The sequence below is a fragment of the Streptomyces sp. NPDC023573 genome (genome assembly GCF_055559735.1).
In genome coordinates this window covers 1,019,919-1,044,727 of the sequence record NZ_JBVHKB010000001.1, presented here as the reverse complement: position 1 = coordinate 1,044,727, position 24,809 = coordinate 1,019,919, and the positions used below count along the sequence as shown (strand labels likewise).

19 protein-coding genes are annotated in these 24,809 nt (G+C 71.6%); 11 read left to right on the top strand and 8 right to left on the bottom strand.

All coding sequences use genetic code 11. From position 1 onward, the window contains the following. Window positions 1-71 precede the first annotated feature (71 nt). Both hemA and ACZ32T_RS04675 read right to left on the bottom strand, forming a co-directional pair. Complete coding sequence (hemA, locus tag ACZ32T_RS04680; protein WP_467262791.1) at window positions 72-1,292, bottom strand: 5-aminolevulinate synthase; 1,221 nt, start codon at window positions 1,290-1,292, stop codon at window positions 72-74. Window positions 1,293-1,423: 131 nt separating this feature from the next. Then, window positions 1,424-1,825, bottom strand: coding sequence for a winged helix-turn-helix transcriptional regulator (locus tag ACZ32T_RS04675; protein ID WP_467262790.1), 402 nt, complete (start codon window positions 1,823-1,825; stop codon window positions 1,424-1,426). Window positions 1,826-1,952: 127 nt separating this feature from the next. On the opposite strand from ACZ32T_RS04675, the gene ACZ32T_RS04670 reads away from it, so the two are divergent. After that, complete coding sequence (locus ACZ32T_RS04670) at window positions 1,953-2,360, top strand: RidA family protein (protein ID WP_467262789.1); 408 nt, start codon at window positions 1,953-1,955, stop codon at window positions 2,358-2,360. On the opposite strand, the gene ACZ32T_RS04665 is transcribed toward ACZ32T_RS04670, so the two are convergent. Both ACZ32T_RS04665 and ACZ32T_RS04660 read right to left on the bottom strand, forming a co-directional pair. Further along, entirely contained in the window at window positions 2,350-3,096 is a 747-nt protein-coding gene (locus ACZ32T_RS04665; RefSeq protein ID WP_467365319.1) for a class I SAM-dependent methyltransferase, read from the bottom strand. The genes ACZ32T_RS04670 and ACZ32T_RS04665 overlap by 11 nt on opposite strands. Before the next feature lie 246 nt (window positions 3,097-3,342). Then, window positions 3,343-4,767 (bottom strand): hydrolase, encoded by a 1,425-nt coding sequence (locus ACZ32T_RS04660; protein ID WP_467365317.1) that lies wholly within the window; start codon window positions 4,765-4,767, stop codon window positions 3,343-3,345. 179 nt (window positions 4,768-4,946) lie between these two features. On the opposite strand from ACZ32T_RS04660, the gene recD2 reads away from it, so the two are divergent. The 3 genes from recD2 (at window position 4,947) to ACZ32T_RS04645 (ending at window position 12,495) form a co-directional block, all read left to right on the top strand. Next, window positions 4,947-7,178: an SF1B family DNA helicase RecD2 gene (recD2, locus tag ACZ32T_RS04655; RefSeq protein WP_467365315.1), complete on the top strand. Its 2,232-nt coding sequence runs from the start codon at window positions 4,947-4,949 to the stop codon at window positions 7,176-7,178. A gap of 197 nt (window positions 7,179-7,375) precedes the next feature. After that, window positions 7,376-8,674: a citrate synthase gene (locus tag ACZ32T_RS04650; RefSeq protein ID WP_073746777.1), complete on the top strand. Its 1,299-nt coding sequence runs from the start codon at window positions 7,376-7,378 to the stop codon at window positions 8,672-8,674. A 215-nt stretch (window positions 8,675-8,889) separates the two neighbouring features. Further along, window positions 8,890-12,495 (top strand): hypothetical protein, encoded by a 3,606-nt coding sequence (locus tag ACZ32T_RS04645; protein WP_467365314.1) that lies wholly within the window; start codon window positions 8,890-8,892, stop codon window positions 12,493-12,495. Window positions 12,496-13,200: 705 nt separating this feature from the next. On the opposite strand, the gene ACZ32T_RS04640 is transcribed toward ACZ32T_RS04645, so the two are convergent. Next, entirely contained in the window at window positions 13,201-13,506 is a 306-nt protein-coding gene (locus tag ACZ32T_RS04640; RefSeq protein ID WP_467262784.1) for a heavy-metal-associated domain-containing protein, read from the bottom strand. A 224-nt stretch (window positions 13,507-13,730) separates the two neighbouring features. On the opposite strand from ACZ32T_RS04640, the gene ACZ32T_RS04635 reads away from it, so the two are divergent. After that, the gene (locus tag ACZ32T_RS04635) at window positions 13,731-14,780 is read left to right on the top strand and encodes a zinc-dependent alcohol dehydrogenase family protein (RefSeq protein ID WP_467365312.1); all 1,050 of its coding nucleotides are present in this window, start codon (window positions 13,731-13,733) and stop codon (window positions 14,778-14,780) included. Window positions 14,781-14,799: 19 nt separating this feature from the next. Here the strand turns inward: ACZ32T_RS04635 and ACZ32T_RS04630 are convergent, their stop codons facing one another. Continuing rightward, window positions 14,800-14,991, bottom strand: coding sequence for a helix-turn-helix transcriptional regulator (locus tag ACZ32T_RS04630; protein WP_467365310.1), 192 nt, complete (start codon window positions 14,989-14,991; stop codon window positions 14,800-14,802). 169 nt (window positions 14,992-15,160) lie between these two features. Then, entirely contained in the window at window positions 15,161-16,087 is a 927-nt protein-coding gene (locus tag ACZ32T_RS04625) for a sugar phosphate isomerase/epimerase family protein (RefSeq protein ID WP_467365308.1), read from the bottom strand. Window positions 16,088-16,255: 168 nt separating this feature from the next. Between ACZ32T_RS04625 and iolC the strand changes: the two genes are divergently transcribed. Genes iolC through ACZ32T_RS04595 form a run of 6 tightly spaced genes read left to right on the top strand, consistent with a single transcriptional unit; the run spans window position 16,256 to window position 23,699 of the window. Further along, the gene (gene iolC / locus ACZ32T_RS04620) at window positions 16,256-17,383 is read left to right on the top strand and encodes a 5-dehydro-2-deoxygluconokinase (RefSeq protein WP_467365305.1); all 1,128 of its coding nucleotides are present in this window, start codon (window positions 16,256-16,258) and stop codon (window positions 17,381-17,383) included. Then, complete coding sequence (locus ACZ32T_RS04615) at window positions 17,380-18,270, top strand: Cgl0159 family (beta/alpha)8-fold protein (protein ID WP_401623442.1); 891 nt, start codon at window positions 17,380-17,382, stop codon at window positions 18,268-18,270. The genes iolC and ACZ32T_RS04615 overlap by 4 nt, the downstream gene beginning before the upstream one ends. A 29-nt stretch (window positions 18,271-18,299) precedes the next feature. Next, window positions 18,300-19,181 carry a 5-deoxy-glucuronate isomerase gene (iolB, locus tag ACZ32T_RS04610; protein ID WP_467365303.1) on the top strand — a complete coding sequence of 294 codons (882 nt, stop codon included), beginning with the start codon at window positions 18,300-18,302 and terminating at the stop codon, window positions 19,179-19,181. Continuing rightward, window positions 19,178-21,094 (top strand): 3D-(3,5/4)-trihydroxycyclohexane-1,2-dione acylhydrolase (decyclizing), encoded by a 1,917-nt coding sequence (gene iolD / locus ACZ32T_RS04605; protein ID WP_467262778.1) that lies wholly within the window; start codon window positions 19,178-19,180, stop codon window positions 21,092-21,094. The genes iolB and iolD overlap by 4 nt, the downstream gene beginning before the upstream one ends. 13 nt (window positions 21,095-21,107) lie before the next feature. Further along, on the top strand, window positions 21,108-22,616 hold the full coding sequence (locus ACZ32T_RS04600) for a CoA-acylating methylmalonate-semialdehyde dehydrogenase (protein ID WP_467365301.1): 1,509 nt from the start codon (window positions 21,108-21,110) through the stop codon (window positions 22,614-22,616). 42 nt (window positions 22,617-22,658) lie between these two features. Further along, on the top strand, window positions 22,659-23,699 hold the full coding sequence (locus ACZ32T_RS04595; RefSeq protein WP_467365299.1) for an aminoglycoside phosphotransferase family protein: 1,041 nt from the start codon (window positions 22,659-22,661) through the stop codon (window positions 23,697-23,699). A gap of 3 nt (window positions 23,700-23,702) precedes the next feature. Here ACZ32T_RS04595 and ACZ32T_RS04590 read toward each other — a convergent pair whose 3' ends face one another. Further along, the gene (locus ACZ32T_RS04590) at window positions 23,703-24,782 is read right to left on the bottom strand and encodes a hypothetical protein (RefSeq protein WP_467365298.1); all 1,080 of its coding nucleotides are present in this window, start codon (window positions 24,780-24,782) and stop codon (window positions 23,703-23,705) included. Between the last annotated feature and the right edge of the window lie 27 nt (window positions 24,783-24,809).

The window sequence follows — 24,809 nt, the reverse complement described above, 5'->3', positions numbered from 1 at the left end:
TTCTGTCGTCTCCTCGGACGGGAACGTGAACGTGAAGGGGAACGCGGGGGTCCGGCGGAACGGGAAGCCGTTCAGCTGGGGTCGTCCGCGAGGCACCGGGCGAGCGCCTCGACGAACCGGTCGATCTGCTCTTCCGTGCGGAACGGGGCGATGGTCACGCGGAAGCGCTCGCCGCCCTTCGGCACCGACGGGAAGTTGATGGGCTGCACGTAGACGGCGAACTCGTCGAGCAGCCGGCGCGATATCCGCTTCACCCGGTCACCGCCCGGAACCAGGACCGGGACGAGGTGAGTGGGGGCGGGCACATGGCCGATGCCCGCCTCGGTGAGCCGGCGGCGCATCAGCTCCGCCTTGGTGTGCAGCTCCGCCCGCATCGCGGCGCCCTCGGCGCTGCGGATGACGGCCAGGCTCGCCAGGGTGGCGTCCAGGGAGGCCCGGGGGATGGTCGTGGTGAAGATGAACCCGGGGGCGTGCGAGCGTACGTAGTCCAACGGGACGTCGGGACCGGCGACATACCCGCCGGTGGTGCCCACCGCCTTGCCGAACACGCCCTGGACGAAGGTGACCCGGTCCTCACCGATCGCCTCGCTGATACCGGCGCCCGTGGGTCCCGAGACCCCGATCGCGTGGGTCTCGTCCAGGTAGGTCTGTGCGTTGTACCGCTCGGCCAGGTCGCAGATCTCACGGATCGGCGCGATGTCGCCGTCCATCGAGTACACGGACTCGAAGACGATCAGCTTCGGGCGGTCCAACGGCTGCTCGGCGAGCGCCAGTTCGAGGTCGGTCAGGTCGTTGTGGGCGAAGATGTGCTTGGTGTTGCCCGAGGTCCGTACGCCCTCGATCAGGGAACGGTGGTTGAGGGCGTCCGAGAACACCATGGTCTCCGGCGCCGCCCGCAGCAGCGTGGCCAGCGTCTCCACGTTGGCGACGTAGCCGCTGGTGAAGATCAGCGCCCGCTCCTTGGCGTGCCAGCCGGCGAGGAGCGTCTCCAGCTCCACGTGCGCCTCGCTGGTGCCCGCGATGTTCCGCGAACCGCCGTTGCCCGTCCCATGGCGCAGGGTGGAGGTGAGCTGGGCGTTCATGACGTGCTGGTGCTGGCTCATGCCCAGGTAGTCGTTGGTGCACCACACCTGGATGCGGCGCCCCTGGTGCAGGGCGTGACCCCGGTCCTCCGCCAGGTAGGAGCAGGCGACGAAGTCGCGGTAGAGGCCTTCCGCCCTCAGGCGGTCGAGTCCGGCGCGGAGGCCGGCGTAGGTATCCGGGGCACGTGGCGGAGCAAGGGTGGAGATCACTGTGCTGCCCTCTCGGGTCGGTGACTCGGACTGGGATCACCATGGATCCCTCCGTTCCCGATCCGATCCCCCTTCGTTCCCGCACCTCCTGGAGCGGTCGGGGGGAAGCCGCTGACAGCACGGCGTGGCTATCAGGCGCTGGTCACGTCGCCTCGGCCGTCGAAGCCGCTCCGGGCCGCCTCGATGTGGCCGAGGTTGCGGTGGGTCCATTCGCACATCACGTCGACCGTCTTCCGCAGCCCCTGGCCCGGTTCGGTCAGGGTGTACTCCACCTTCGGCGGGACCGTGGGATACACGGTCCGCTCGACCAGACCGTTGCGCTCCAGCATGCGCAGGTTCTGGGTGAGCATCTTGTGGCTGATGCCCTCGACAGCGCTCCGCAGCTCACTGAAGCGCCGGGTGCGGTCGCCCAGGGCCTCGATGATCAGCAGCGCCCACTTGTTGGCGACGTCGGAGAAGATCTCCCGCGCCAGCGAGTCCGCGCGCCTCAGATCCGCCTGCTCCTCTATGGAGCCACTGAACTGCTTGGTCACCTTCAGGTTCCCCTGTCACCGAAAAGTGCGTTCTTCCACGTCAGGCCTCACTCTCCTACGGTTTCCCAGTAACCACAAGAGAGCACGTGTCGGCCCCGTCGGGCCGCGCGGCAAGGAGGCGGACAGCATGGCCATCACCCTGACGAATCCCGCGGGACTGCCGGAGACCGGCGTCTACCACCAGGTGTCGGTCGCGACCGGATCGCGGCTGGTCTCCGTCGCCGGTCAGGTCGCCTGGGACGCCGACGGCGTCACCGTCGGCGAGGGCGACCTCACCGCCCAGGTCGAACAGTGCTACCTGAACGTCGGCACCGCCCTGGCCGGCGTCGGCGGCTCGTTCGCGGACGTCACGAGACTGACCGTGTACGTCGTCGACTGGACCCCCGACAAGATGCCCCTGCTCCTCGCGGGCATCTCCCGGGCCGCCGAGAGGCTCGGTACGACCGCGGCCCCGCCGGCGTCACTCCTGGGCGTCGCGGCGCTGGACGTCCCCGCCCACCTGGTGGAGATCGAGGCCACCGCGGTCATGGACTGAGGGGACCGGGGCCGCCAGGCTTCCTGAAGAGCGCGGCCCAGAGGAAGTCCTCACCGAAGCACGGGGAGCCGTCCGGCTCGTCCCGCATCCGGCGCAGCTCGACCTCCTCCATCCCCTCGAAGATCCAGCGCAGGGACTCGGGGGTGAAGGCGAGACCGCCCTGCAGCCCTTCCGGGCCGTAGAGTTCGGCGTCCGGCAGCTCGGAGCCCATCGCCCCGGAGGCGAAGCAGGTGAGGGCGAGATGCCCGCCGGGCGCCAGGGACCGCTCCAGGAGCCGGAGATAGCTGACGCGCCGGTGCGGCGGCAGGTGGTGGAGACAGCCCGAGTCGTTGATCAGGTCGTACGGACCGGCCGGAGCGTCCTCGGCGAAGGCGTCGCCGCAGCGGAAACGGATGTCCGCGCCCGCTTCCTGGGCCCGTTCCTCCGCCCAGGCGATGGCGCCGGGCGACAGATCGACGGCGTCCACCCCGAAGCCGCGCGAGGAGAGCCAGAGCGCGTTGCGCCCCGGACCGCACCCGAGATCGAGCGCCCGCCCCGGGACGACCAGCCCCCGCTCCACGTACGAGACGAGGCTCTCGTCGGGCTTCGCCACGAAGAACGGCACGGGCTTCGACCGGTCCTCGTAGAACCCGTCCCACCAGTCACCCGCCCCGCTGGTCCACCGGTCGGCCTCAGGCGCGAACAGGCCGTCCATGAGCTGCAGTACGTCCTCGACGGAGCGCACGTTCCGGTGCATCCGGAACCCCCTTCCCGATGACGGGATTTTACGCTCGCCGCATACATAAGGCCAGGTCAGAGCCTATGCGTGGGAGGTCTCGCAGCCGTTGGAGCGCTGCGGGGGAAGCGCGGGGACCTCTCGGCCCGACTCCGGTGCGCGCTCCGCCCCACGCCCCTCTGGAAGGCCCGCACGGGGGCGATCCTGGCTCCCCCAGGACATGTTTCCCGGAGCCGGCAGGCCGCGGTCGCCGAAGGGACGGCCGCATCACACCCTGAGCTTGACCGCCTCGATCCACAACGTGTTGTCGTGGGTGCCGGCGTAGGTGAACTCGAGCCCGGCCCCGGGGTCGTCACATGCCAGGTCGAGCCAGGCGTCGTTGTGGACGTAGGTGGACTGGCAGACGGTGCCCTTGCCCCCGTCGACACTGATCGAGAACCCCATCAGGTCCGGGGCGTCCTTCTTGGTGCTCCCGACGTAGTTGTCGATGCCGTCGGCGGCGTTCGTCCACGGATCGAAGTAGTCTCCCCTGCCCTCGGTCGACGCGGGGTCGGCGACGAAGGGGCCACCGGACGTGCCCTTGGTGCCGGACACGGCGATGTTGACGGCCGTGAGCGGCGTCCCCGAGCCCGCCTCGCCCGCGGCTTCGCCGTCGCACACGGCGTCGGTCCACCCCTTACCCGCCGCATGGACCCGATAGCAGATGTGCCGACCGCTCGGATCGTCCACGGCCAGTTGCTGGACGGCGGTCGCCGCGGTCCTCTCGGGGGCCTCGGCCTCCTCCTCGGAACCGCCTCCTCCCGCACCCGCTCCGCCCGGCTGCTCCGTCTTCGCCGCGGCCGGAGGCGCCGCGGCCTCGGCGGACGGGGCCTTCGGCGCCCCGGCGGACGGTGAGGGGGAGGGCGGCAGCGTGCTGACGCCGGCTTGCTGGGTCTTCTCGGTGGCGGTGCTGCGGACCTGGGGCTTGTAGGCGATCCACAGCATCACGAACGTGATCGCGAGCGCCAGGAGGACACTGAGGAACGCCATCAGCCAGCCCGGCAGGAAACCCCGCTGCACGTACGTGCCTTCCACGTCCAGCGGCGTCGCCCCGGACCGCTGCACGGCCAGGGTGTACGGCCGCTCCTCCGCCGACCCGAACCAGATGATCTGCCGTGGCCTCAGCGTCGTCTTCACGAACGCGGCACGGCCCGGCTCGATCTGCACGTTGCCCGGACGGATGTCGTACGACAGCTGATCGCCGTTGTCGCTGCCGCTCACCGAAGCCGTCAGCTTCGTGTTGCCCAGGTTGTCGACGGCCAGTCTCGGACGGCCACGGAAACGGCCCTTCACCGTCGGCGGAACCAACTCCGCCCGCACCTGCGTGAACGGAGTGATGGTGACGTTGCCTTCCGGGACCGTCGTCGCCTCCGGATGCTCCGTCGGCACGATCCGCACCGCGTACGGATTCGGCCCCGCCGTCGCGTCCGGCGTACGCGGCGGAGCGAACGTCAGGTCCACCGACCCCGTCGTCCCCGGATACAGCCGCAGCGTCTGCGGCTCGACGACGGTCCAGGGTGCGAGCGAGCCCACCGCCTCGAAGCGGTACTCCTCCACCACGTCACCGGTGTTACGCAGACGCAGCCGCACAGTCGCACTGCCACCCGGGTCCACGGTCGTGGAGGCGGGCTCAAGGGAAGTCCAGAGGCTCACTCCCGGACGTTAAACGTGGCAATGGTGCCGAGTCAGGAAGCCATGGGGCACAGCACATGCCCGAAGAGGCGGCACCGGCTGCCCCCGCTCCCCGTTTCCGCGAAGCTGTCCGGCCTGCCTCATGCCGCAGAGGACGCGGCCCCGGTGTGCTGTCGGACCCGCCCGGTACCGTCGGAGCCATGTCCAACACCGCCGTCCTCGAAGGCGTCCTGGAGCGGATCACGTACGCCAACGAGGAGAACGGCTACACGGTCGCCCGCGTCGACACCGGGCGCGGGGCAGGGGACCTGCTCACCGTCGTCGGTTCGCTGCTCGGCGCGCAGCCCGGTGAGTCGCTGCGGATGGAAGGGCGTTGGAGCTCCCACTCGCAGTACGGCAAGCAGTTCACCGTCGAGAACTACACGACGATCCTGCCCGCCACCATCCAGGGCATCCGCCGCTACCTGGGCTCCGGCCTGATCAAGGGCATCGGGCCGGTCATGGCCGACCGCATCACCACCCACTTCGGCGTGGACACCCTGGACATCATCGAGCAGCAGCCGAAGCGGCTCGTCGAGGTGCCCGGGCTCGGCCCCAAGCGGACGAAGATGATCGCCGCGGCGTGGGAGGAGCAGAAGGCGATCAAGGAGGTCATGGTCTTCCTCCAGACCGTCGGCGTCTCCACCTCGATCGCCGTCCGCATCTACAAGAAGTACGAGGACGCCTCGATCTCCGTGGTGAAGAACCAGCCCTACCGGCTGGCCTCCGACGTCTGGGGCATCGGATTCCTCACCGCCGACCGCATCGCCCAGGCGGTGGGCATCCCGCACGACAGCCCGGAGCGGGTCAAGGCCGGGCTGCAGTACGCCCTGTCGCAGTCCACCGACCAGGGGCACTGCTTCCTCCCCGAGGAGCGGCTGATCGCGGACGGGGTGAAGCTGCTCCAGGTCGACACCGGCCTGGTCATCGACTGCCTGGCCGAGCTCGCGGAGGACCCCGAGGGCGTCGTCCGGGAGAAGGTGCCGGGCCCCGAGGACGGGCAGCCGGTCACCGCCGTGTATCTCGTCCCCTTCCACCGTGCCGAGATCTCCCTCGCCGCACAGGTGCGGCGCCTGCTGCGTACGCCGGAGGACCGGATGCCGGCCTTCGGGGACGTCGACTGGGACAAGGCGCTGTCCTGGCTCGCCGGGCGCACGGGGGCGAAGCTGGCGCGCGAGCAGGAGGCGGCCGTCCGGCTCGCCCTCACCGAGAAGGTCGCCGTGCTGACCGGAGGCCCCGGCTGCGGGAAGTCGTTCACCGTCCGCTCCGTCGTCGAGCTTGCCCGCGCGAAGAACGCGAAGGTGGTGCTGGCAGCCCCCACCGGGCGGGCCGCCAAACGGCTCTCGGAACTGACCGGCGCCGAGGCCTCCACCGTGCACCGGCTGCTGGAGCTGAAGCCCGGCGGGGACGCGGCGTACGACCGTGACCGGCCGCTGGACGCCGATCTGGTCGTCGTCGACGAGGCGTCGATGCTCGACCTGCTGCTCGCCAACAAGCTGATCAAGGCGGTGGCACCCGGTGCCCATCTCCTGCTGGTCGGCGACGTGGACCAGCTGCCCTCGGTCGGCGCCGGGGAGGTGCTGCGGGATCTGCTGGCCGCGGGCGGCCCGGTCCCGGCGGTCCGGCTGACCACCATCTTCCGGCAGGCCCAGAAGTCCGGTGTCGTCACCAACGCCCACCGGATCAACTCCGGGGTGCCGCCGCTGACCCAGGGGCTTGACGACTTCTTCCTGTTCGTGGAGGACGAGACGGAGGACGCCGGAGTGCTCGCGGTGGATGTCGCCGCCCGCCGCATCCCGGCCAGGTTCGGCCTGAACCCCCGTCGTGACGTGCAGGTCCTCGCTCCGATGCACCGTGGCCCGGCGGGCGCCGGCCACCTCAACGGGCTGCTCCAGCAGGCCATCACCCCGGGCCGTCCCGGCCTGCCCGAGAAGCGGTTCGGCGGCCGGGTCTTCCGGGTCGGGGACAAAGTGACGCAGATCAGAAACAATTACGACAAAGGTGAGAACGGCGTCTTCAACGGTACGGTCGGCGTCGTCACCGGTCTCGACACGGACGAGCAGACGCTGACAGTTCTCACCGACGAGGACGAGGAGATCGCGTACGACTTCGACGAACTGGACGAACTGGCCCACGCCTACGCGATGACCATCCACCGTTCGCAGGGCAGCGAGTACCCGGCGGTCGTCATTCCGGTCACCACCAGCGCCTGGATGATGCTCCAGCGGAACCTGCTGTACACCGCGGTGACCAGAGCCAGGAAGCTCGTCGTACTGGTCGGCTCCCGGAAGGCCATCGGCCAGGCCGTCCGCACGGTTTCCGCAGGCAGGCGCTGCACGGCACTGGATTTCCGGCTCCGCGGCGAGGCGTCGGAAGACTTCCCGAAAAAATGATCGATCAAAACGGTGGGATACATCACTGAGCCCTTCCGGAACCGGTGGGGAAGGGGCAGGATGGGCAAGTTGGCGGCACTCAGTGCCGTCGGTAGGTCCAATGGACGACCCCGAGTGCACTCTCCTGCGCCAAATGGGGGAGGGTGGAGACAGTCAGGGCACCTCGAAGAAGAGGCACTACGTCGGTGAGGGATGACGTGAGCGAGCACACCAACAACGCTGTAGTACTGCGGTACGGCGATGACGAGTACACCTACCCGGTGATCGACAGCACCGTCGGCGACAAGGGCTTCGATATCGGGAAGCTCCGGGCCAATACGGGCCTGGTCACGCTGGACAGCGGATACGGCAACACAGCCGCCTATAAATCCGCCATCACCTACCTCGACGGCGAGCAGGGCATCCTGCGGTACCGCGGCTACCCGATCGAGCAGCTCGCCGAGAGCTCGACGTTCCTCGAGGTCGCCTACACGCTGATCAACGGCGACCTTCCCAAGGTCGACGAGCTGTCGGCCTTCAAGAACGAGATCACCCAGCACACGCTGCTCCACGAGGACGTCAAGCGTTTCTTCGACGGCTTCCCGCGCGACGCCCACCCGATGGCCATGCTGTCCTCGGTCGTCAGCGCGCTGTCCACCTTCTACCAGGACAGCCACAACCCGTTCGACGAGGAGCAGCGTCACCTCTCGACGATCCGGCTGCTGGCCAAGCTCCCGACGATCGCGGCGTACGCGTACAAGAAGTCGATCGGTCACCCGTTCGTCTACCCGCGCAACGACCTCGGCTACGTCGAGAACTTCCTGCGGATGACGTTCTCCGTGCCGGCCCAGGAGTACGTGCCGGACCCGGTCGTCGTCTCGGCGCTCGAGAAGCTGCTCATCCTGCACGCGGACCACGAGCAGAACTGTTCGACCTCCACCGTGCGTCTGGTCGGCTCCTCGCAGGCGAACATGTTCGCCTCGATCTCCGCCGGCATCTCGGCCCTGTGGGGCCCGCTGCACGGTGGCGCCAACCAGTCGGTGCTGGAGATGCTCGAGGGCATCCAGGCCAACGGCGGCGACGTCGACTCGTTCATCCAGAAGGTGAAGAACAAGGAGGACGGCGTCCGCCTGATGGGCTTCGGCCACCGGGTGTACAAGTCCTTCGACCCGCGCGCCAAGATCATCAAGGCCGCCGCCCACGACGTGCTGTCGTCGCTCGGCAAGTCCGACGAGCTGCTCGACATCGCGCTCAAGCTGGAGGAGCACGCGCTCTCCGACGAGTACTTCGTCTCGCGCAACCTCTACCCCAACGTGGACTTCTACACGGGCCTGATCTACCGCGCCATGGGCTTCCCGACCGAGATGTTCACCGTGCTGTTCGCGCTCGGCCGCCTCCCCGGCTGGATCGCCCAGTGGCACGAGATGATCAAGGAGCCGGGATCCCGCATCGGCCGCCCGCGCCAGATCTACACCGGCGAGGTCCTGCGCGACTTCGTCCCGGTCGAGGGCCGCTGACGCCCCGGACCCACCAGCAGTACCCGGCCGCGCCGGCCGGCATCCTTCGCCCCGTGTGCCGTGCTCGATCATCGAGCACGGTGTCGGGGCGATTCGGCGTTCCGGGGGCGGGCGCGGGGGCGGGTGCCCGGCGGGCCGAGCCGTGCCCGGCCCACTGATCGCATGCGGGCAGAGCCGGCCGAACGGCACACAAGCCGGGCCCTAACATGGCGGCCATGACAGGGATGCGGGCCGAACCGGCCGGTGGCGTGCTGCGCGGACTCCTCGACCCCTCCGGCGGCGCACCCCGGGACACCGCGAGCTCCCCCGCGCCGGCCCCGGACGACGTGAGCACCGCTCTCCGGGCCGTACGGCAGACACGTCCGGCGCGTACGGTCGCGGCCAAGGTCGCCGCGGCGGGCGGAGCCGACCACGCGACCGCTGCGTTCCTTCGCGATGTGGCGAGCCGTCACCTCGGCGGTGAAGCCGAGCGGTGGCGTGGCCTGCACGACGCGCTCATCGGCCACAAGGACAGCCTGCCCGCACTGCTCGCCCAGGCACCGGCGCCCGCGGAGCGCCCTGCCGAGGGCATGGTCCGTCCGCCGACGCCTCGCAGCGTGCACGCCACGCTCGGTCTGCTGCTGGAACACGTCGAACCGCGGTACGCGGCCGCCGCGCTGGCCGTCCTCCCCGACGAGGTCGCGGTGGAACTGCTCGCCGGAGGAGCGCCTCCGACGCCGTCCCTCGTCACCGCGGTCCTGGCGCACGGCGATTCCCGGGTGCGGACCGCACTGGCCCGCCACCCGAGGATCGACACCCGGGTCCTGGCGCGTCTGCTCGCCGTCGGCGACTCCGGGGTGGCGGCGGTCGTCTACCGCAACCCCCGGGCCACCCCGTCCCTGCGCCGCAGCGTCGCGCACCGCCTCCACGCCGTGCCGATGGACGCCACGCTGCGCCGGGAGCTCACGGGGCCGCCCGACGGCGTACCGCGTGCCTGGCTCGCGCCTCTGCTCGGTTCCGGCGACCCCCAGCTGACGGCTTCGGCCCTGCGGGCCGAGCCCCGGCAGGTCGCCCAGCAGTACGCACTGGTGAGGGTCTGGGAGTGCGCGGGACCGCACGCGGTCCGAGCCCTGCTCGACGACCCGGCCGTGGCCTCTCATCTGAGCCGGGCCGTCGTGACGGCGGTCGGCGCAGCCCTGTCGGACGCCGACGCCGAGGACGGCCGCCCGGCGGACGCCGTACGGCGGCTGCGGGAACGGTGCGAGCCGTATGAGGACCCCGCCCGCCTGCCTGGTCTGCTGGCGACCGCCCGGGGCACCAGCACCCTGCGCGACCTGCTCTCCGAGCCGTACGTCCATGACCTCGACGCCCTGGCCCTGGCCCATGCCCAGAGCCCGTTCATGCCCAAGGCGTGTGAGGAACTGGCCCGCCATGAAGCAGCGAGCGACGCGCAGCGCCTGTCGTTCCGGCTGAGCGTCCTCAACGAGCCGTGGCGGGCCGGCGGCCGCCGCGCGGGGAACACCGCCCTGCCCGGACAGCGCCTGGCCGACGAAATGCTCGACGACAGCGCTCCCCGGTGGGCGGAGGGCATGGCCGCCGCGGGGCTGCTCGACCCGGCCGCGCTGATACACGAGGCGCGACCCGCCGGACACGCGACTGCCGCGCTCGCCGCACTCGCCGAGCGGGCCCTGCTGACGGACGAGTCCCTGGCCGCCCTGCGCGGACTGGCCGACACCCACCTGGGCGAGGACGCCGGGGCCTGGGCCGTCCTCGACGGCCTGCTGCCGGGGCACCGCGGAACCGTGGCGGAACTGTTCGCGGAGGCGGGCGAGGCCGCCGCCTCCGGCACCGCGAAGCCCGGAGCGGGTACCCCGGAGGAGCACACGGCACATCGGCCGGAGGTACGCGTCGAGGCTCCGGCCCCGCCGCGGTTGACCCGCCACGAGCGGTCCCTCGCCCTGCCGGCGCTGGACCTGCTGTACTCCCTCGCCCCCACCGGCGCACCGCTGCCCGACGACCCCGACGTGCTGCGCACCCTCGCGGAGTGCGCCTGGGCCGACGCTCCCGGGCTCGCCACGCCGCAATGGTTCGCCGAGGCCTGTTCCGCCCGTGGCATCGCGCCGTCCGAGGAGGGACCCGCCCATGTCGCGCCCGGCCTCGCGGACGTACGGGCGCGACCTCCGCAGACCCACGGGTCGAGCACCCGCCTCACCGAACACGCCTACGTCCAAGGCCTCCTGCCCGTCGAGGAGCTGCTCTCCCGGCTTCCGGCCCACCACCTGCTGCAGTTCCCCAACGACTGGCACCGGCTCGCGTTCGCCCACGCATGGCGAGCGGCGCTCGCCCGTCGGCTGCGTGCCGAGCTGGGCACCGACCCGGACGCATGGCTGCACCTGGCCGCCACGGTGACAGCGTCCGCCGCCGTCGAATCCACCGGAGCCTCCGAGGGGCCCACCTGGGACGAGCTGCTGCGTTCGGCACGCTCCGGTGACGGACCCGCCCCGCGCGCCGCAGCCCCCACGCCGCCGCAGGGATGGTTCACGCGCCCGTCCCGGCCGCGCACCCCGGACGAGGCGATCAAGCTGCTGGAACGCGGCGACCACCTGTGGGTGTGGCCGGAAGGCACCTTGCTGTGCCTGGCCGACGCCGAGGTCCTCGACGCCGTGCTGCCCCGGCTGGGCTCCGACGGGCCCTGGCTCCTCGCCGCCTATCTCCTGCGCCACAGTCGCACTCCGCGCCATGTCCTCGACCGGCTGCTCACCGACCGTGACCCCGACGCGCTCCGCGTGCTGGCCGCGCAGTGCCGCTGGCTCGACCACGGCTCGGCCGAGCGGCTCGCCGATCTCGACGACCCGGACTTCGACCTCGTGCTCCTGCGGAACCTGACGTACCGGCCGACCGTCCGGCGGATCGTGACCCGCTCCCGCCCTCACCGGGGGGCCGAGCCTCCGTCGCTGGGGGCCCGCGTGCTGGCCGCGTGGCACGCCGAGGGCGGAGCGCGGCCGGCTGGGGGCCTGACCTGGCTGGGCTCGGCCGAACCTCGTCTGATCGAGGAGCTCCTCACCAGGGAGGGCACCCGGCTGGGGCTCGGCCACCAGCTGTCGGGATGTCTGCGGCTGCTCGAACACGGCGGTGCCGATCTGCTGGCCGACGTCGCGGGCCGGGGTGTGCTGGGGCGGGCGGCCACCTCGCTGTGCGCGAAGGCTCTGGCGTCCGCCGACCCCGCTGCGGTGCTCCGCGCCCGGCTGGACCGTGAGCTGGCCCCGGAGAAGCTCGTCGTGAAGTTGAGGCGAGCCCGCCACGCGGCCCAGGCGCGCGGCATCGTCGAGGCGCTCCCGCCCGGCGAGCCCGTCGACTGGGAGGCGCTCGAAGCCGCCCACGAACAGGACCCGCTGCCGTACTGGCGTGATCTGGTCAATCTGTCCGGGGTCCCGGAGGACGTACGGCTGCGGCACGCGGCGCAGTTGCCGGAGCCGTTGCCCGGCGACCTGCCGGAGAACGTGCGACAGGTCCGGGAGCGGGCCCGGCACGGGCTGGGCGGTCAGTACCGCTGCGCACCGGCCACTCAGCTGGACGGCTTGCTCGCCACGGGCCTGCTGGGCGCCACGGATCTGCTGACTCCGGCGACCCCGGCCGTCCAGATGCTCGCCTACCTGAACGCGGCCGCCCGCCGCACGGACGCACCCCCCGAGGCCGCTGCCGCGCTGGCCGAGCTCGCTGTTCTCGTACGCACCCGGCTCGGCACGGACGGGGCGGCCTGGGCACTGGTCGCGCAGAGGCTGACCGGAGGCGCCCCTGGCTGGGAGCACCTGTCGACGGTGACCGCGTTGCTGAACCGGTGAGCGCGGTACTACGCCGGCACCCCAGCTTCGACGGCCGGCACCTCTGAAGGAGCGCTCCGGACCGTGAAGCCGCGGAACGCGAGAAGCGCCCCGTCTGCCGATCCCCCCACGGGTCGACGGACGGGGCGCTTCCCATATCCCGGAGCGGATTCCCCCCACGGGATCCGGCCGGGCGTTTGCGCGGGAGCCTGAACTCCCTTGTTTCCGGTGGTGCGTATTCAGTTCGGTCCTGCTGTGCGACTGCCGGGGTACGTACGGGAGGGCCGCTCAAAGCTCCCCGGTGCACGTGCCCCGGCCATGCTTGCCCGGAGCGTCCCCCAAGACACTCCGTCGGACGTCCCCCAAGACATCCTTGGCATCGCACTCTTAGACTCACCAACCCATCAGATGGTTACCCTCGAATCGGTGTGATCTAAGTCTCTTTGTAGAAATTGTGTGAAGGGGTGCGACCGCAGGCCGCCCGTCACGACGGAAGTCGCCGGTGACGTCCCCTGCCGTACCTGCGGATATGGCTCTGACCAGCCATGACGTGGTGAGCGGCAGAGTGGCCACAGGGTGGCCGCAGGCCGGGAAGCGGTTGCTTCCGGTGGTGCACAGAGTACGCCTCAAGGGGTGGGTGATGGCAGGGGTCACCTTGAGATCTCCATGAAACGGCACGAGGCCGCCCTGGACGCGAGCCGCCCGCCCATGCGGGGGCGCCGATCCTCAGGCGCGGCCCACGAGCTCGTAGCCCGCCTCGTCGACGGCCGCGCGTACGGCCTCGTCGGTCAGGGGTGCCGCGGAGGCGACGGTCACCCGGCCGGTGGCGGCCTCCGCCTTCACCGAGGTGACGCCCTCGATCCCGGAGACCTCCTCGGTGACCGCTCCTTCGCAGTGGCCGCAGGTCATGCCCTTCACCTCGTACACCGTGGTGACGCCGCCCGCCTGGGCGTCGGTCGCCCCGTCGTGGCAGGAACCGGTGGACGAGCAGCAGGAGCCGGCGGTCCGGGGCGTGTCGGTTTCGGCGGTCATGACGTTCTCCTCTTCGCAGGCACAGATATGTGACGGTTGTGGTGCGAGGGGGCGCCGGGAAGCCCGGTGCGCCCACTCTCCTGACAACTATACCCCTAGGGGGTATCGATCGCATGCGGCCTCGTCCGCAGCGGGTTCTGGGCCAGGGCGTAGATTCGCCGGACCGCGGGCGGTGCGCCCGGCGGAACGGGACGGCGCGGGCCGGGGCATGGGAGGCGGGGGCGATGCGGGCAGTGGTGTTCGAGGAGTTCGGGCAGGAGGCCCGGGTACGGGACCTCCCGGACCCCGCCCCCTCGGCCGGGGGTGTCGTGGTCAGGGTCGAGGCCACGGGGCTGTGCCGGAGCGACTGGCACGGCTGGATGGGGCACGACCCGGACATCGTCCTGCCGCACGTGCCTGGGCACGAACTGGCCGGGGTGGTCGAGGAGGTGGGCCCTGACGTGCACAACTGGCGTCCCGGCGACCGGGTCACCGTGCCCTTCGTCTGTGCCTGCGGCCGGTGCTCAGCCTGTGCGGCCGGTGCCCAGCAGGTCTGTGAGCGGCAGACCCAGCCGGGCTTCACCCACTGGGGGTCCTTCGCGCAGTACGTGGCCCTGGAGCAGGCCGACGTCAATCTGGTCGCGGTGCCCGAGGGGCTGTCGCCCGCCACGGCGGCCGGGCTCGGATGCCGTTTCGCCACCGCGTTCCGCGCCGTCGTGGGACAGGGGCGGGTGGCGCCGGGGGAGTGGGTCGCCGTGCACGGCTGCGGCGGGGTCGGGCTGTCGGCCGTGATGATCGCGGTGGCGTGCGGGGCCAGGGTCGTCGCGGTCGACGTGTCGCGGCAGGCACTGGAGCTCGCGCGGGCCTTCGGCGCGTCCGCCTGCGTGGACGCCTCGGCCCACCCCGTCGGCGCCGACGCGGCCGTACGCGAACTGACCGGCGGCGCCCATCTGTCGCTCGACGCGCTGGGTTCCCCCGTCACCTGTGCCGCCTCGGTGCGGAGCCTGCGCCGGCAGGGCCGCCACGTCCAGGTCGGGCTGCTGCCGCCGGCGGCCGGTGATCCGGTCGTGCCCATGGCGCGGGTGATCGCACTGGAGCTGGAGATCCTCGGCAGTCACGGAATGGCCGCCCATGACTACCCGCCGATGATGGACCTGGTCCGGGCCGGCACCCTGCGGCCGGATCTGCTGGTGACGTCCACCATCGCGCTGGAAGCCGCACCGGCGGCCCTCGCCGCGATGGGCGCCGCCCCGGGAGCGGGCGTCACGATCATCGAACCGGCGGCGGGGACCTGAGCGTTCGTGTCCGGCCGGCTCAACGCCCCCGGTTGCTGGGCCGGGACGCGATCCACGCCAGGACGGTGGCCACGTACCAGTACGGCTTCCCGTTCCTGACATCGTCCGGAGGCGGAAGAAGTCCGTGCTTGCGATACGAACGGATCGTGTCGGGCTGGACCCTGATGTGTGCCGCGATGTCCTTGTACGACCAGAGCGTTCTGTCCGTCATGAATGACACCTCTCTGTACGTCCGTGCGCCTCTGTTCCGGTGAACGAGAGCGGCCCGGGTCGGGCAGGGGGCGTCGCGAGCCCGTGACAGGGACCCAGCGGAACGCGGACATCCGTGACAGAGGGGTGACTGGTGTGGAGGCAGGGGGTCGAGTGGCTGGAGAGGAAGCTCAGGAGGACGGCCGCGCGGGTCCGCAGATGCGGAGGAACTCGCGGGTGCGGCGTGCGATGGGCAGCGGTTTGTCGGGCGGGCAGGGATACATGTCCTGCTCGACGATGGCGAACAGGTCGGTGCCCAGGGCGCGCGCGGCATCCAGCACGGGCTCCAGCGCCGGCACCCCGCCCGGCGGTTCGCACATCACGCCGCGCGCCACGGCCGGACCGAACGGCACCTCGTTCGCCACGACGTCCGCGAGCACCTCCGGGTCGACCTGCTTGAGGTGCAGATAGCCGATCCGCTCGCCGTAGGTCCGGATGAGCTTCACACTGTCCCCGCCGCAGTACGCGTAATGACCGGTGTCGAGGCAGAGGGAGACCAGGTCGGGGTCGGTGGCGTCGAGGAAGCGGTTGACGTTCTCCTCGCTGTCGATGTGCGTGTCGGCGTGCGGGTGCACCACCATCCGCAGCCCGTACCGGTCCCGGACCTCGCGGGCCAGGCGTTCCGTCTGGGTGGTGAGGTCGCGCCACTGTGCGGCGGTGAGCGTGCGGTCCTCCAGCACCTCACCCGACTTGTCGTCCCGCCAGAACGACGGGATGACCACCAGATACCCGGCGCCCATCGCCCGGGTGAGTGCCGCGATGCCCGCGACATGCTCCCAGGTCCGGTCCCAGACCGCCGGGCCGTGGTGCAATCCCGTGAAGACGGTGCCCGCGGAGACGGCGAGATTCCGGCGTGCGGTCTCGTCCGCGAGCCGGGCGGGATCGGTCGGCAGATAACCGTAGGGACCGAGCTCGATCCACTCGTAACCCGCTTCGGAGACCTCGTCGAGGAATCGCTCCCAGGGCACCTGCTGCGGATCGTCGGGGAACCACACTCCCCATGAATCGGGAGCCGAACCGATGCGGATGCGGGCCGGAGAGGGTACGGAGGAGGTCATATCGCCCACCCTCCAGTTCCCCGGAAGGGGTGTCAAGACTTCGTCCGAATGTCCGGACAAAGTGTTGACAGGGCTCCGGGTGAGGGCTAGACCTGGGAGCGGCCGTCCGGCCGTGGCCGCCTGCCGGGACGAGGTGACGGGCCGGAGCACCGGGTCGAAGGGATGCGTATGCCTGAGCCGTACGACGTGATCACCATGGGGCGGATCGGGGTCGACATCTACCCCCTGCAGACCGGTGTACCGCTGGCCCAGGTCGAGACCTTCGGGAAGTTCCTCGGCGGCTCCCCGTCCAACGTGGCCGTGGCGGCCGCCCGGCTGGGACGGCGCACGGCTGTGATCACCCGGACCGGCCAGGACGCGTTCGGCGACTATCTCCACCAGGCGCTGGGGGAGTTCGGGGTGGACGACCGGTGGGTGGGCGCGGTGGCCAAGTATCCGACCCCGGTCACCTTCTGCGAGATCTTCCCGCCGGACCACTTCCCGCTCTACTTCTACCGGCAGCCCAAGGCGCCCGACCTGGAGATCCACAGCGACGAGCTCGACCTGGAGGCGGTGCGGGCGGCCCGGGTCTTCTGGATGACGGGCACCGGTCTCTGCGCCGAACCCAGCCGCACCGCGACCCTCACCGCGCTCCGCGCCCGCGGCGCGACAGGTCCACCCGGCACGCCGGGCCACCCGCGTGCCACCGTCTTCGACCTCGACTGGCGCCCCATGTTCTGGGGCGAGGAGGACGACGGGGCCGCCCGCGCCCACTACCGCGAGGCACTCGCCCACGCCACTGTCGCCGTCGGCAACCTCGACGAGTGCGAGATCGCCACCGGCGAACGCGAACCGCACGCGGCCGCCAGGGCCCTGCTCGCCGCAGGGCCCGAACTCGCCGTCGTCAAACAGGGGCCCGAGGGCGTCCTCGCCGTCCACCGCGACGGCACCACCGCCGAGATCCCGCCGTTGCCCGTCGACGTCGTCAACGGCCTGGGTGCAGGGGACGCCTTCGGCGGCGCCCTCTGTCACGGCCTCCTCGCCGGCTGGGACACGGCGCACATCATGCGCTACGCCAACGCGGCCGGGGCCATCGTCGCCTCGCGCCTCGCCTGTTCGTCCGCGATGCCGTTCCCGCAGGAGGTCGAGCGGGCTCTCACCGAGGGCACGGCCGGTGCGGCCACGGGAGCCTCGGGAGTCACAGAAGCCTCCGGCGCCGCAGGGGCCACAGCACCCCCGGGAGACCCGGGAGATCCGAGAGCCCCGGGAGTCACAACACCCCCGGGAGCCGCAGAGCCCCCTGGGGCGACCCCATGACCCCGCCCGCCGCAGCCGGCGTCGCCGATCTCGTCCGGCTCCGCGCCCACCGCCCCGAAGCCGTCGCCGAGGCCGCCGCCGCCCGCCGCAGACGCCCCCTCCTCGGCCCCACCGGACGCCTGATGATCATCGCGGCGGATCACCCGGCCCGCGGCGCCCTCGCCGTCGGCGACGACGACCTGGCCATGGCGGACCGCTTCGACCTCCTCGAACGCCTCTGCCTCGCCCTCGCCCGCCCCGGCGTCGACGGGGTGCTCGCGGGCGCGGACGTCCTGGAGGACCTGCTCCTCCTCGGCGCGCTGGAGAGCAAGGTCGTCCTCGGCTCCATGAACCGGGGCGGGCTCGCGGGAGCCGCCTTCGAGCTCGACGACCGCTTCACCGGCCACCGCCCCGCCGATCTCTCCCGCCACGGCTACGACGCGGGCAAACTCCTGCTGAGGATCGACCACGACGACCCAGGGTCCCTGGACACGCTGCACACCGCCGCCCGCGCCGTGGACGAGATGGCCGCCCTCCGGCTGCCGGTGTTCATCGAGCCGTTCCTCTGCCACCGGACCCCCGCCGGGCTCCGCACCGACCTGGGCGCCACCGCCGTCACCACCTCCATCGCCATCGCCTCCGGCCTGGGCGGGACGTCCGCGTACACCTGGCTCAAGGTCCCCGTCACCGACGACCCCGACGACATGGAGCGGGTGATGCGTGCCTCGACCCTCCCCGCCGTGCTGCTCGGCGGGGAGGTCACGGGGGACCCCGACACGGCGTACGAGAAATGGCGCGGCGCGCTGCGGCTGCCGACCGTCCAGGGGCTGGTGGTCGGGCGCTCCCTGCTCTACCCCGCCGACGGGGACGTGGCCGGCGCGGTCGACACGGCCGTGGGGCTGCTGTGAACGAGCCGGACGACGGGTAGGGATCGGGCATGACGACGAGCGACGAGCAGAGGCACCACCTCAGGGCCGGGCAGGCCGCACGCGGCCCCTACGCCCTCGACATCGACCCGGAGCGCGCCGGTTGGAAGCGGTCGAGTCTGCGCGTCCTGGAGCTCGGACCAGGAGGTGTTCATACCCTGGTAACCGGGGAGAGTGAATGGATCATCCTGCCGTTGTCCGGTGGCTGTACGGTGCAGGCAGCAGGTGAGATCTTTGAACTGCTGGGCAGGAAAGACGTGTTCAGCGCGGCGACCGACTTCGCCTATGTCCCACGCGACGCCCGCGCCCAGATCGCCTCCGGCGCAGGAGGCCGCTTCGCCCTGGCAGGAGCGAAGTGCGAGCGACGACTCCCCGCTCGCTACGGCCCCGCGCCGGAGGTACCGGTCGAGCTCCGCGGCGCCGGGGCCTGCTCGCGCCAGGTGAACAACTTCGCCGCCGCCGACACCTTCGACTGCGACCGGCTCATCGCCGTCGAGGTGCTCACCCCCGGCGGGAACTGGTCCTCGTACCCCCCGCACAAGCACGACGAGCACCACCCCGGCACCGAGGCCGTCCTGGAAGAGATCTACTACTTCGAGGTCGAGGGCGACGCCGTCGGATACCACCGGGTGTCGCCGTCCCGCCCCGGCGGCACGGACGTCCTCGCCGAAGTCGCCACGGGCGACGCCGTCCTCATCCCCGACGGCTGGCACGGCCCGTCCATCGCCCCGCCCGGCCGCACCCTGTACTACCTGAACGTGATGGCGGGCCCGGGCGAGCAGCGCGAGTGGCTGATCAGCGACCACCCGGACCACCGCTGGATCCGCGACACCTGGCCCACGCAGCCCGTCGACCCACGGCTGCCGCTCCACAGCACGGAGGCCGGCCGGTGACCACACCACGCAGCACGCCCCTTACGGCCTCGAAGCCCACCCGCAGGCTCACCACCGCCCAGGCGCTCGTCGCCTTCCTCGCCCGCCAGTACACCGAGCGCGACGGCCGGCGCCACCGCCTGATCGACGCCACCTGGGGCATCTTCGGCCACGGCAACGTCGCGGGCGTCGGGCAGGCACTCGTCGAGGCCGGCCCCGCGATGCCGTATCTCCAGGGCCGCAGCGAACAGGCCATGGTGCACGCCGCCGTCGGATACGCCCGCCAGTCGGGCCGGCTCTCCGCACACGCCGTCACCACCTCCATCGGCCCCGGCGCCACCAACCTCGTCACCGGTGCCGCGCTCGCCACCGTCAACCACCTGCCGGTGCTGCTCCTGCCCGGCGACACCTTCGCGACCCGACCCGCCGACCCCGTTCTCCAGCAACTCGAAGTGCCCCACACCGGCGACGTGTCGGTCAACGACTGCCTGCGCCCCGTCTCCCGCTACTTCGACCGGATCACCCGCCCCGAGGCACTGATCCCGGCCGCCCTGCAGGCCATGCGCACCCTCGCCGACCCGGCGGATACGGGCGCCGTCACGCTCGCGCTGCCGCAGGACGTGCAGGCGGAGGCGTACGACTGGCCGGCGGAGTTCTTCGCCACGCGCGTCTGGAACGTACGCAGGCCCGCCCCCGACCCGCACGAACTCGAACAGGCCGTCCGCGCGGTGCGCGCCGCACGGCGCCCCCTGATCGTCGCGGGCGGCGGAGTCCACCACAGCGCAGCCGAGGAGACCCTCGCCGCGTTCGCCGCCGCCACCCGCATCCCCGTCGCCTCCACCCAGGCCGGCAAGGGATCGCTGCGCCACGACCACCCCGCGGACGTGGGCGGCATCGGCCACACCGGCACCGCCACGGCGGACGCGCTCGCCCGCGAGGCCGACCTGGTGATCGGGATCGGCACCCGCTACACCGACTTCACGACCGCGTCCGGCACCCTCTTCGCCGACCCGGCCGTCCGCTTCCTCAACCTCAACATCACCGGATTCGACGCGCACAAGCTCGCCGCCCTCCCCCTCGTAGGGGACGCCCGCACCGCGATCGAAGCCCTCGGAGAGGCCCTCGGCGCACGCGGGCACCACGTCGACCCCGCCTACGAGAGCGAGTACACCGAGGCCAAGGAGCGCTGGGAGAGCCGCGTCGACGCGGCCTTCGCCACCGGCGACCCGGACGCCCGCCCCACCCAGGCGCAGGTCCTCGGGCTGCTGGACGAGCTGGTCACCGAGGACGACATCCTGATCAACGCGGCGGGCTCCCTCCCCGGCGACCTCCACAAGCTGTGGCGGGCCCGCTCCCCGCGCCAGTACCACGTCGAATACGGCTACTCCTGCATGGGATACGAGATCCCCGCCGCCCTCGGCGTCCAGCTCGCGGCGCCGGGCCGCCCCGTCTGGGCGCTCGTCGGCGACGGCACGTATCTGATGAACCCCACCGAGATCGTCACCGCCGTGCAGGAGGGCCTGCCCGTCAAGCTCGTCGTCCTCCAGAACCACGGCTACGCCTCCATCGGCGGCCTCTCCGAGTCCGTGGGCGCCGAACGCTTCGGCACCGCCTACCGGCACCGCGGCGAGGACGGGGCGTTCACCGGCGCCCCGCTGCCCGTCGACCTCGCCGCCAACGCCGCCTCGCTGGGCATGGACGTACTGCGCGCCGGATCGGTGGGGGAGCTGCGCGGGGCCCTCGAGAAGGCGCGCGGCGCGGACCGCCCCACTTGTGTCTACGTCGAGACCGAAACGGCAGACACAGTGTCGGGGCCTCCCCCGGCACAGGCGTGGTGGGATGTTCCGGTAGCCGAAACCGCGACCCGCCCGTCGGCGGTCGAGGCCAGGAAAGAGTACGACCGGCAGATCGCAGCCCGACGCCGCCACCTGTGAAGGAGACCCCGTCATGAAGACCGTCAACCACTGGATCGGTGGCAGGCCCTTCGAGCGGGCCGCGGGCACGTCGGGCAACTACGGTCCGGTCACCGACCCGGCGACCGGCGCCGTCACGACGCAGGTGGCGCTCGCCTCCACCGAGGAGGTCGACGCCGCGGTGTCCGCCGCGAAGACCGCGTACGCGACGTGGGGCACCTCCTCGCTCTCGGCCCGTACCGCCGTCCTCTTCCGCTACCGCGCCCTGCTGGACTCCCACCGCGACGAGATCGCGGCGCTGATCACCGCCGAGCACGGCAAGGTGCACTCCGACGCGCTGGGCGAGGTCGCCCGCGGCCTGGAGATCGTCGAGCTGGCCTGCGGCATCACCACCCAGCTCAAGGGCGAGCTGTCGACCCAGGTCTCCAGCCGGGTCGACGTCTCCTCGATCCGGCAGCCGCTCGGGGTCGTCGCGGGCATCACCCCGTTCAACTTCCCGGCGATGGTGCCGATGTGGATGTTCCCGCTGGCGATCGCGTGCGGGAACACCTTCGTCCTCAAGCCCAGCGAGAAGGACCCGTCGGCCGCCAACCTGCTGGCCGAACTCGCAGCCGAGGCGGGCCTGCCCGACGGCGTGCTGAACGTCCTGCACGGTGACAAGGTCGCCGTGGACGGGCTCCTCGCCCACCCCGACGTCGCCGCCGTCTCCTTCGTCGGCTCCACCCCCATCGCCCGGTACATCCACGCCACCGCCTCCGCCAACGGCAAGCGCGTCCAGGCCCTCGGCGGCGCGAAGAACCACATGCTGGTCCTCCCGGACGCCGACCTGGACGCCGCGGCCGACGCCGCCGTCTCGGCCGCGTACGGCTCGGCCGGTGAGCGCTGCATGGCCATCTCCGCCGTCGTCGCCGTGAACTCCGTCGCGGACGAGCTGGTCGCGAAGATCCGCGAGCGCGCCGAGAAGATCAAGATCGGCCCCGGCGCCGACCCGACTTCCGAGATGGGCCCGCTGATCACCGCCGCCCACCGCGACAAGGTCGCCTCCTACGTCACCGGCGCGGCCGCACAGGGCGCCGACGTCGTCCTCGACGGCACCGCCCACACGGTCGACGGCTTCGAGGACGGCCACTGGATCGGCCTGTCCCTCCTGGACAACGTCTCCACGGACTCCGACGCCTACCGCGACGAGATCTTCGGCCCCGTCCTGTGCGTCCTGCGCGTCGAGACGTACGAGGACGGCGTCGCCCTCATGAACGCCTCGCCCTTCGGCAACGGCACCGCGATCTTCACCCGCGACGGCGGGGCGGCCCGCCGTTTCCAGCTGGAGATCGAGGCCGGCATGGTCGGCGTCAACGTCCCCATCCCGGTGCCCGTCGGCTACCACTCCTTCGGCGGCTGGAAGGACTCCCTCTTCGGCGACCACCACATCTACGGCAACGACGGCGTGCACTTCTACACCCGGGGCAAGGTCGTCACGACCCGCTGGCCCGACCCGGCCGACGCTCCCGCCGGCGTGGACCTCGGCTTCCCCCGCAACCACTGACACGGCACCACGCGGCAACTCGCCGGATGGAAGACTGACCGCATGGTGACGGCGTCGCAGCTCCCGTTCGGCGAGACCCTGAGGCACCGTCTGGGCCCGCCCGCACACCCCACGGCCCTGGAGAGCAGCCCGCGTTCCAGGGTCTGGCGGATCGAGCTGTCCGGGCGCCCGGCGGTGCTGAAGCAGCTGGTGGCGGGCACCGAGGCCGACGAGCGGTACGACCGAGAGGTGGCCGCCCTGCGCATCGCGGGCCGGGCATCCGGCACCCCGGTCGTGCCCGCGCTCCTCGGGACCGATCCGGCCGAGCGGGTCCTCGTCCTCGAACACCTCGACGAGGGCCGCCCCGCCGCCGACTGGATCGTCGACTACGCGGCGGCCCTCGCGAGGCTGCACAGCACCGGCCGCCCGGGCGACACGGGAACCCTGCCCCGCTGGCAGGGACCGACCGGCGCCGACGTCAGGTCCTTCCTCACCCTCGCCGAGACCCTCGGGGTCCTCGCGCCGTCAGGCGTACGGGACGAGCTCCACGCTCTCGTGGAGCGGCTGGACCGGGCGGAAGGGACCGCCCTCCTCCACGGCGACCCGTGCCCCGGCAACGACCTGCACACCTCGGACGGGGTCAGATTCATCGACTTCGAGCAGGCGTCCCTGGGCAGCGGCCTGATGGAACTCGCCTATCTCCGCATCGGCTTCCCGACCTGCTGGTGCGTCACGAGAGCCGCCGGCCCCCTGCTGGAACGGGCCGAGACCGCCTACCGCACGGCCTGGCACGCCGAGACCGGCGCCGCACTCCCGGACACCGGCCTCGCCGACGCCTGCGCGGGCTGGCTGATCCGGGGTGACGCCCTGGTCCAGCGGGCCCACCGAGGCACCACCGACCACCTGGCCCGCCTCCCGGACGAGGACTGGACCTGGGGCACGGCGACCGCCCGCCAACGCCTGGCCCACCGGCTCGGGGTGGTCGCCGGCATGACCCCGGACGGCGGAGACCTGCGGCATCTCGCAGCGCTCGCGGCGGACCTGCGCCGCGCGGTCCTGGACCGGTGGCCTACGGTCCGTCCGGTGCCGGAACGGCGGCCGTAGCAGTCACTGGAAGCTGAGCCGGTGCGGGTGAGTGGGGTCGGTCGGGCAGGTGTGTACGCGCATCAGGCCGCGGCCGAGGTAGACCTCGGTCGGGTTGGTCGCGTGCGGGTCGCGGCCGGAGTCCCGGTCCTCGACCGGCAGCCAGCTGCGTGAGGCCCCGTCGCACTCCCACATGTCCACGGTGAGCAGGGGCGGCATCGCTGCCCCGCACCCCCCGCAGTCGACCGGAGCGGGGTCGGTCAGGTGCCAGGAAGCAAAGCCGCCGACCTTCCAGCCAGGAGCGATCGACAGATCGCTCATGTAGTTGATCTCCTCAGGCTCCGCAGCCAGGGCCAGGGCCATCGCCTCTGCGTACTCCTCGTACGTCGCGTAGCTTGCCGGTGAAGCGGAGCTGTCCTCGTCCTCGTCGTCCTCGTCGAGGCGCGCCTCCTCCCACGCGTCGATCTCCTCCTGGAGTTCCTCCTCCAGGAGGCCGAGGTACTCGTGCTCCACGACGCGCTCGGGGTGTACGACGCACATGTTCGGCACGCATTCCTTCCGGCCGACCACCGGCGGCTCGGGCTGAGGCACGAGTACGGCGCCGACGTCGGCGGACCGGCGCCACTTCAGTACGACGTCGAGGGTGCGGTCGGCGCCGTGCACCTCGAAGGGGCACCAGAAGACCTGCAGAAGGTCGTGGCCATCGGGCCCCACGAGATCGGGAATGTCTCGCGCGTACAGCTGGGCGACGGCCAGCATCGGCAGCGGGGCATCGTCCTGAAGTTCCGGGGCGTGGCCGCCCTCGCTCATGCCGTCGAGCAGGCGCCGTTCCTCCTCCGTCTGCTCCCGTCCGCGGGAGTCCCCCAGAATCCTGCGGCTCAGCCGCACGTCGGAGAGGAGGTGGCCCGTGCCCTTCGGGTGGACGGCCGTGCACACCGGCCACGGTTCGTCGGCCGGCCACAGCAGGGGACCTGCCACTGAGCTTTCCCGGGCCTCGGGAGAGCCGTGACGGGGGTGCAGCCGTGTGGTGGTGCGCCGGTGGGCTGCCAGAGCGGGGAATACCGCTTCCACGTCGAGGGGACGTGGCGGGGTGGTGCGAGTCATGGGTGGCGTCTCCGACCCGACAAGGTC

Excerpts from the sequence above, each read along its gene's own strand:
- ACZ32T_RS04670 (WP_467262789.1), top strand. The coding sequence starts at position 1,953 with ATGGCCATCACCCTGACGAATCCCGCGGGACTGCCGGAGACCGGCGTC.
- ACZ32T_RS04665 (WP_467365319.1), bottom strand. The coding sequence starts at position 3,096 with ATGCACCGGAACGTGCGCTCCGTCGAGGACGTACTGCAGCTCATGGAC.
- recD2 (WP_467365315.1), top strand. The coding sequence starts at position 4,947 with ATGTCCAACACCGCCGTCCTCGAAGGCGTCCTGGAGCGGATCACGTAC.
- ACZ32T_RS04645 (WP_467365314.1), top strand. The coding sequence starts at position 8,890 with ATGACAGGGATGCGGGCCGAACCGGCCGGTGGCGTGCTGCGCGGACTC.
- ACZ32T_RS04640 (WP_467262784.1), bottom strand. The coding sequence starts at position 13,506 with ATGACCGCCGAAACCGACACGCCCCGGACCGCCGGCTCCTGCTGCTCG.
- ACZ32T_RS04635 (WP_467365312.1), top strand. The coding sequence starts at position 13,731 with ATGCGGGCAGTGGTGTTCGAGGAGTTCGGGCAGGAGGCCCGGGTACGG.
- ACZ32T_RS04630 (WP_467365310.1), bottom strand. The coding sequence starts at position 14,991 with ATGACGGACAGAACGCTCTGGTCGTACAAGGACATCGCGGCACACATC.
- ACZ32T_RS04625 (WP_467365308.1), bottom strand. The coding sequence starts at position 16,087 with ATGACCTCCTCCGTACCCTCTCCGGCCCGCATCCGCATCGGTTCGGCT.
- iolC (WP_467365305.1), top strand. The coding sequence starts at position 16,256 with ATGCCTGAGCCGTACGACGTGATCACCATGGGGCGGATCGGGGTCGAC.
- ACZ32T_RS04615 (WP_401623442.1), top strand. The coding sequence starts at position 17,380 with ATGACCCCGCCCGCCGCAGCCGGCGTCGCCGATCTCGTCCGGCTCCGC.
- iolB (WP_467365303.1), top strand. The coding sequence starts at position 18,300 with ATGACGACGAGCGACGAGCAGAGGCACCACCTCAGGGCCGGGCAGGCC.
- ACZ32T_RS04600 (WP_467365301.1), top strand. The coding sequence starts at position 21,108 with ATGAAGACCGTCAACCACTGGATCGGTGGCAGGCCCTTCGAGCGGGCC.
- ACZ32T_RS04595 (WP_467365299.1), top strand. The coding sequence starts at position 22,659 with ATGGTGACGGCGTCGCAGCTCCCGTTCGGCGAGACCCTGAGGCACCGT.
- ACZ32T_RS04590 (WP_467365298.1), bottom strand. The coding sequence starts at position 24,782 with ATGACTCGCACCACCCCGCCACGTCCCCTCGACGTGGAAGCGGTATTC.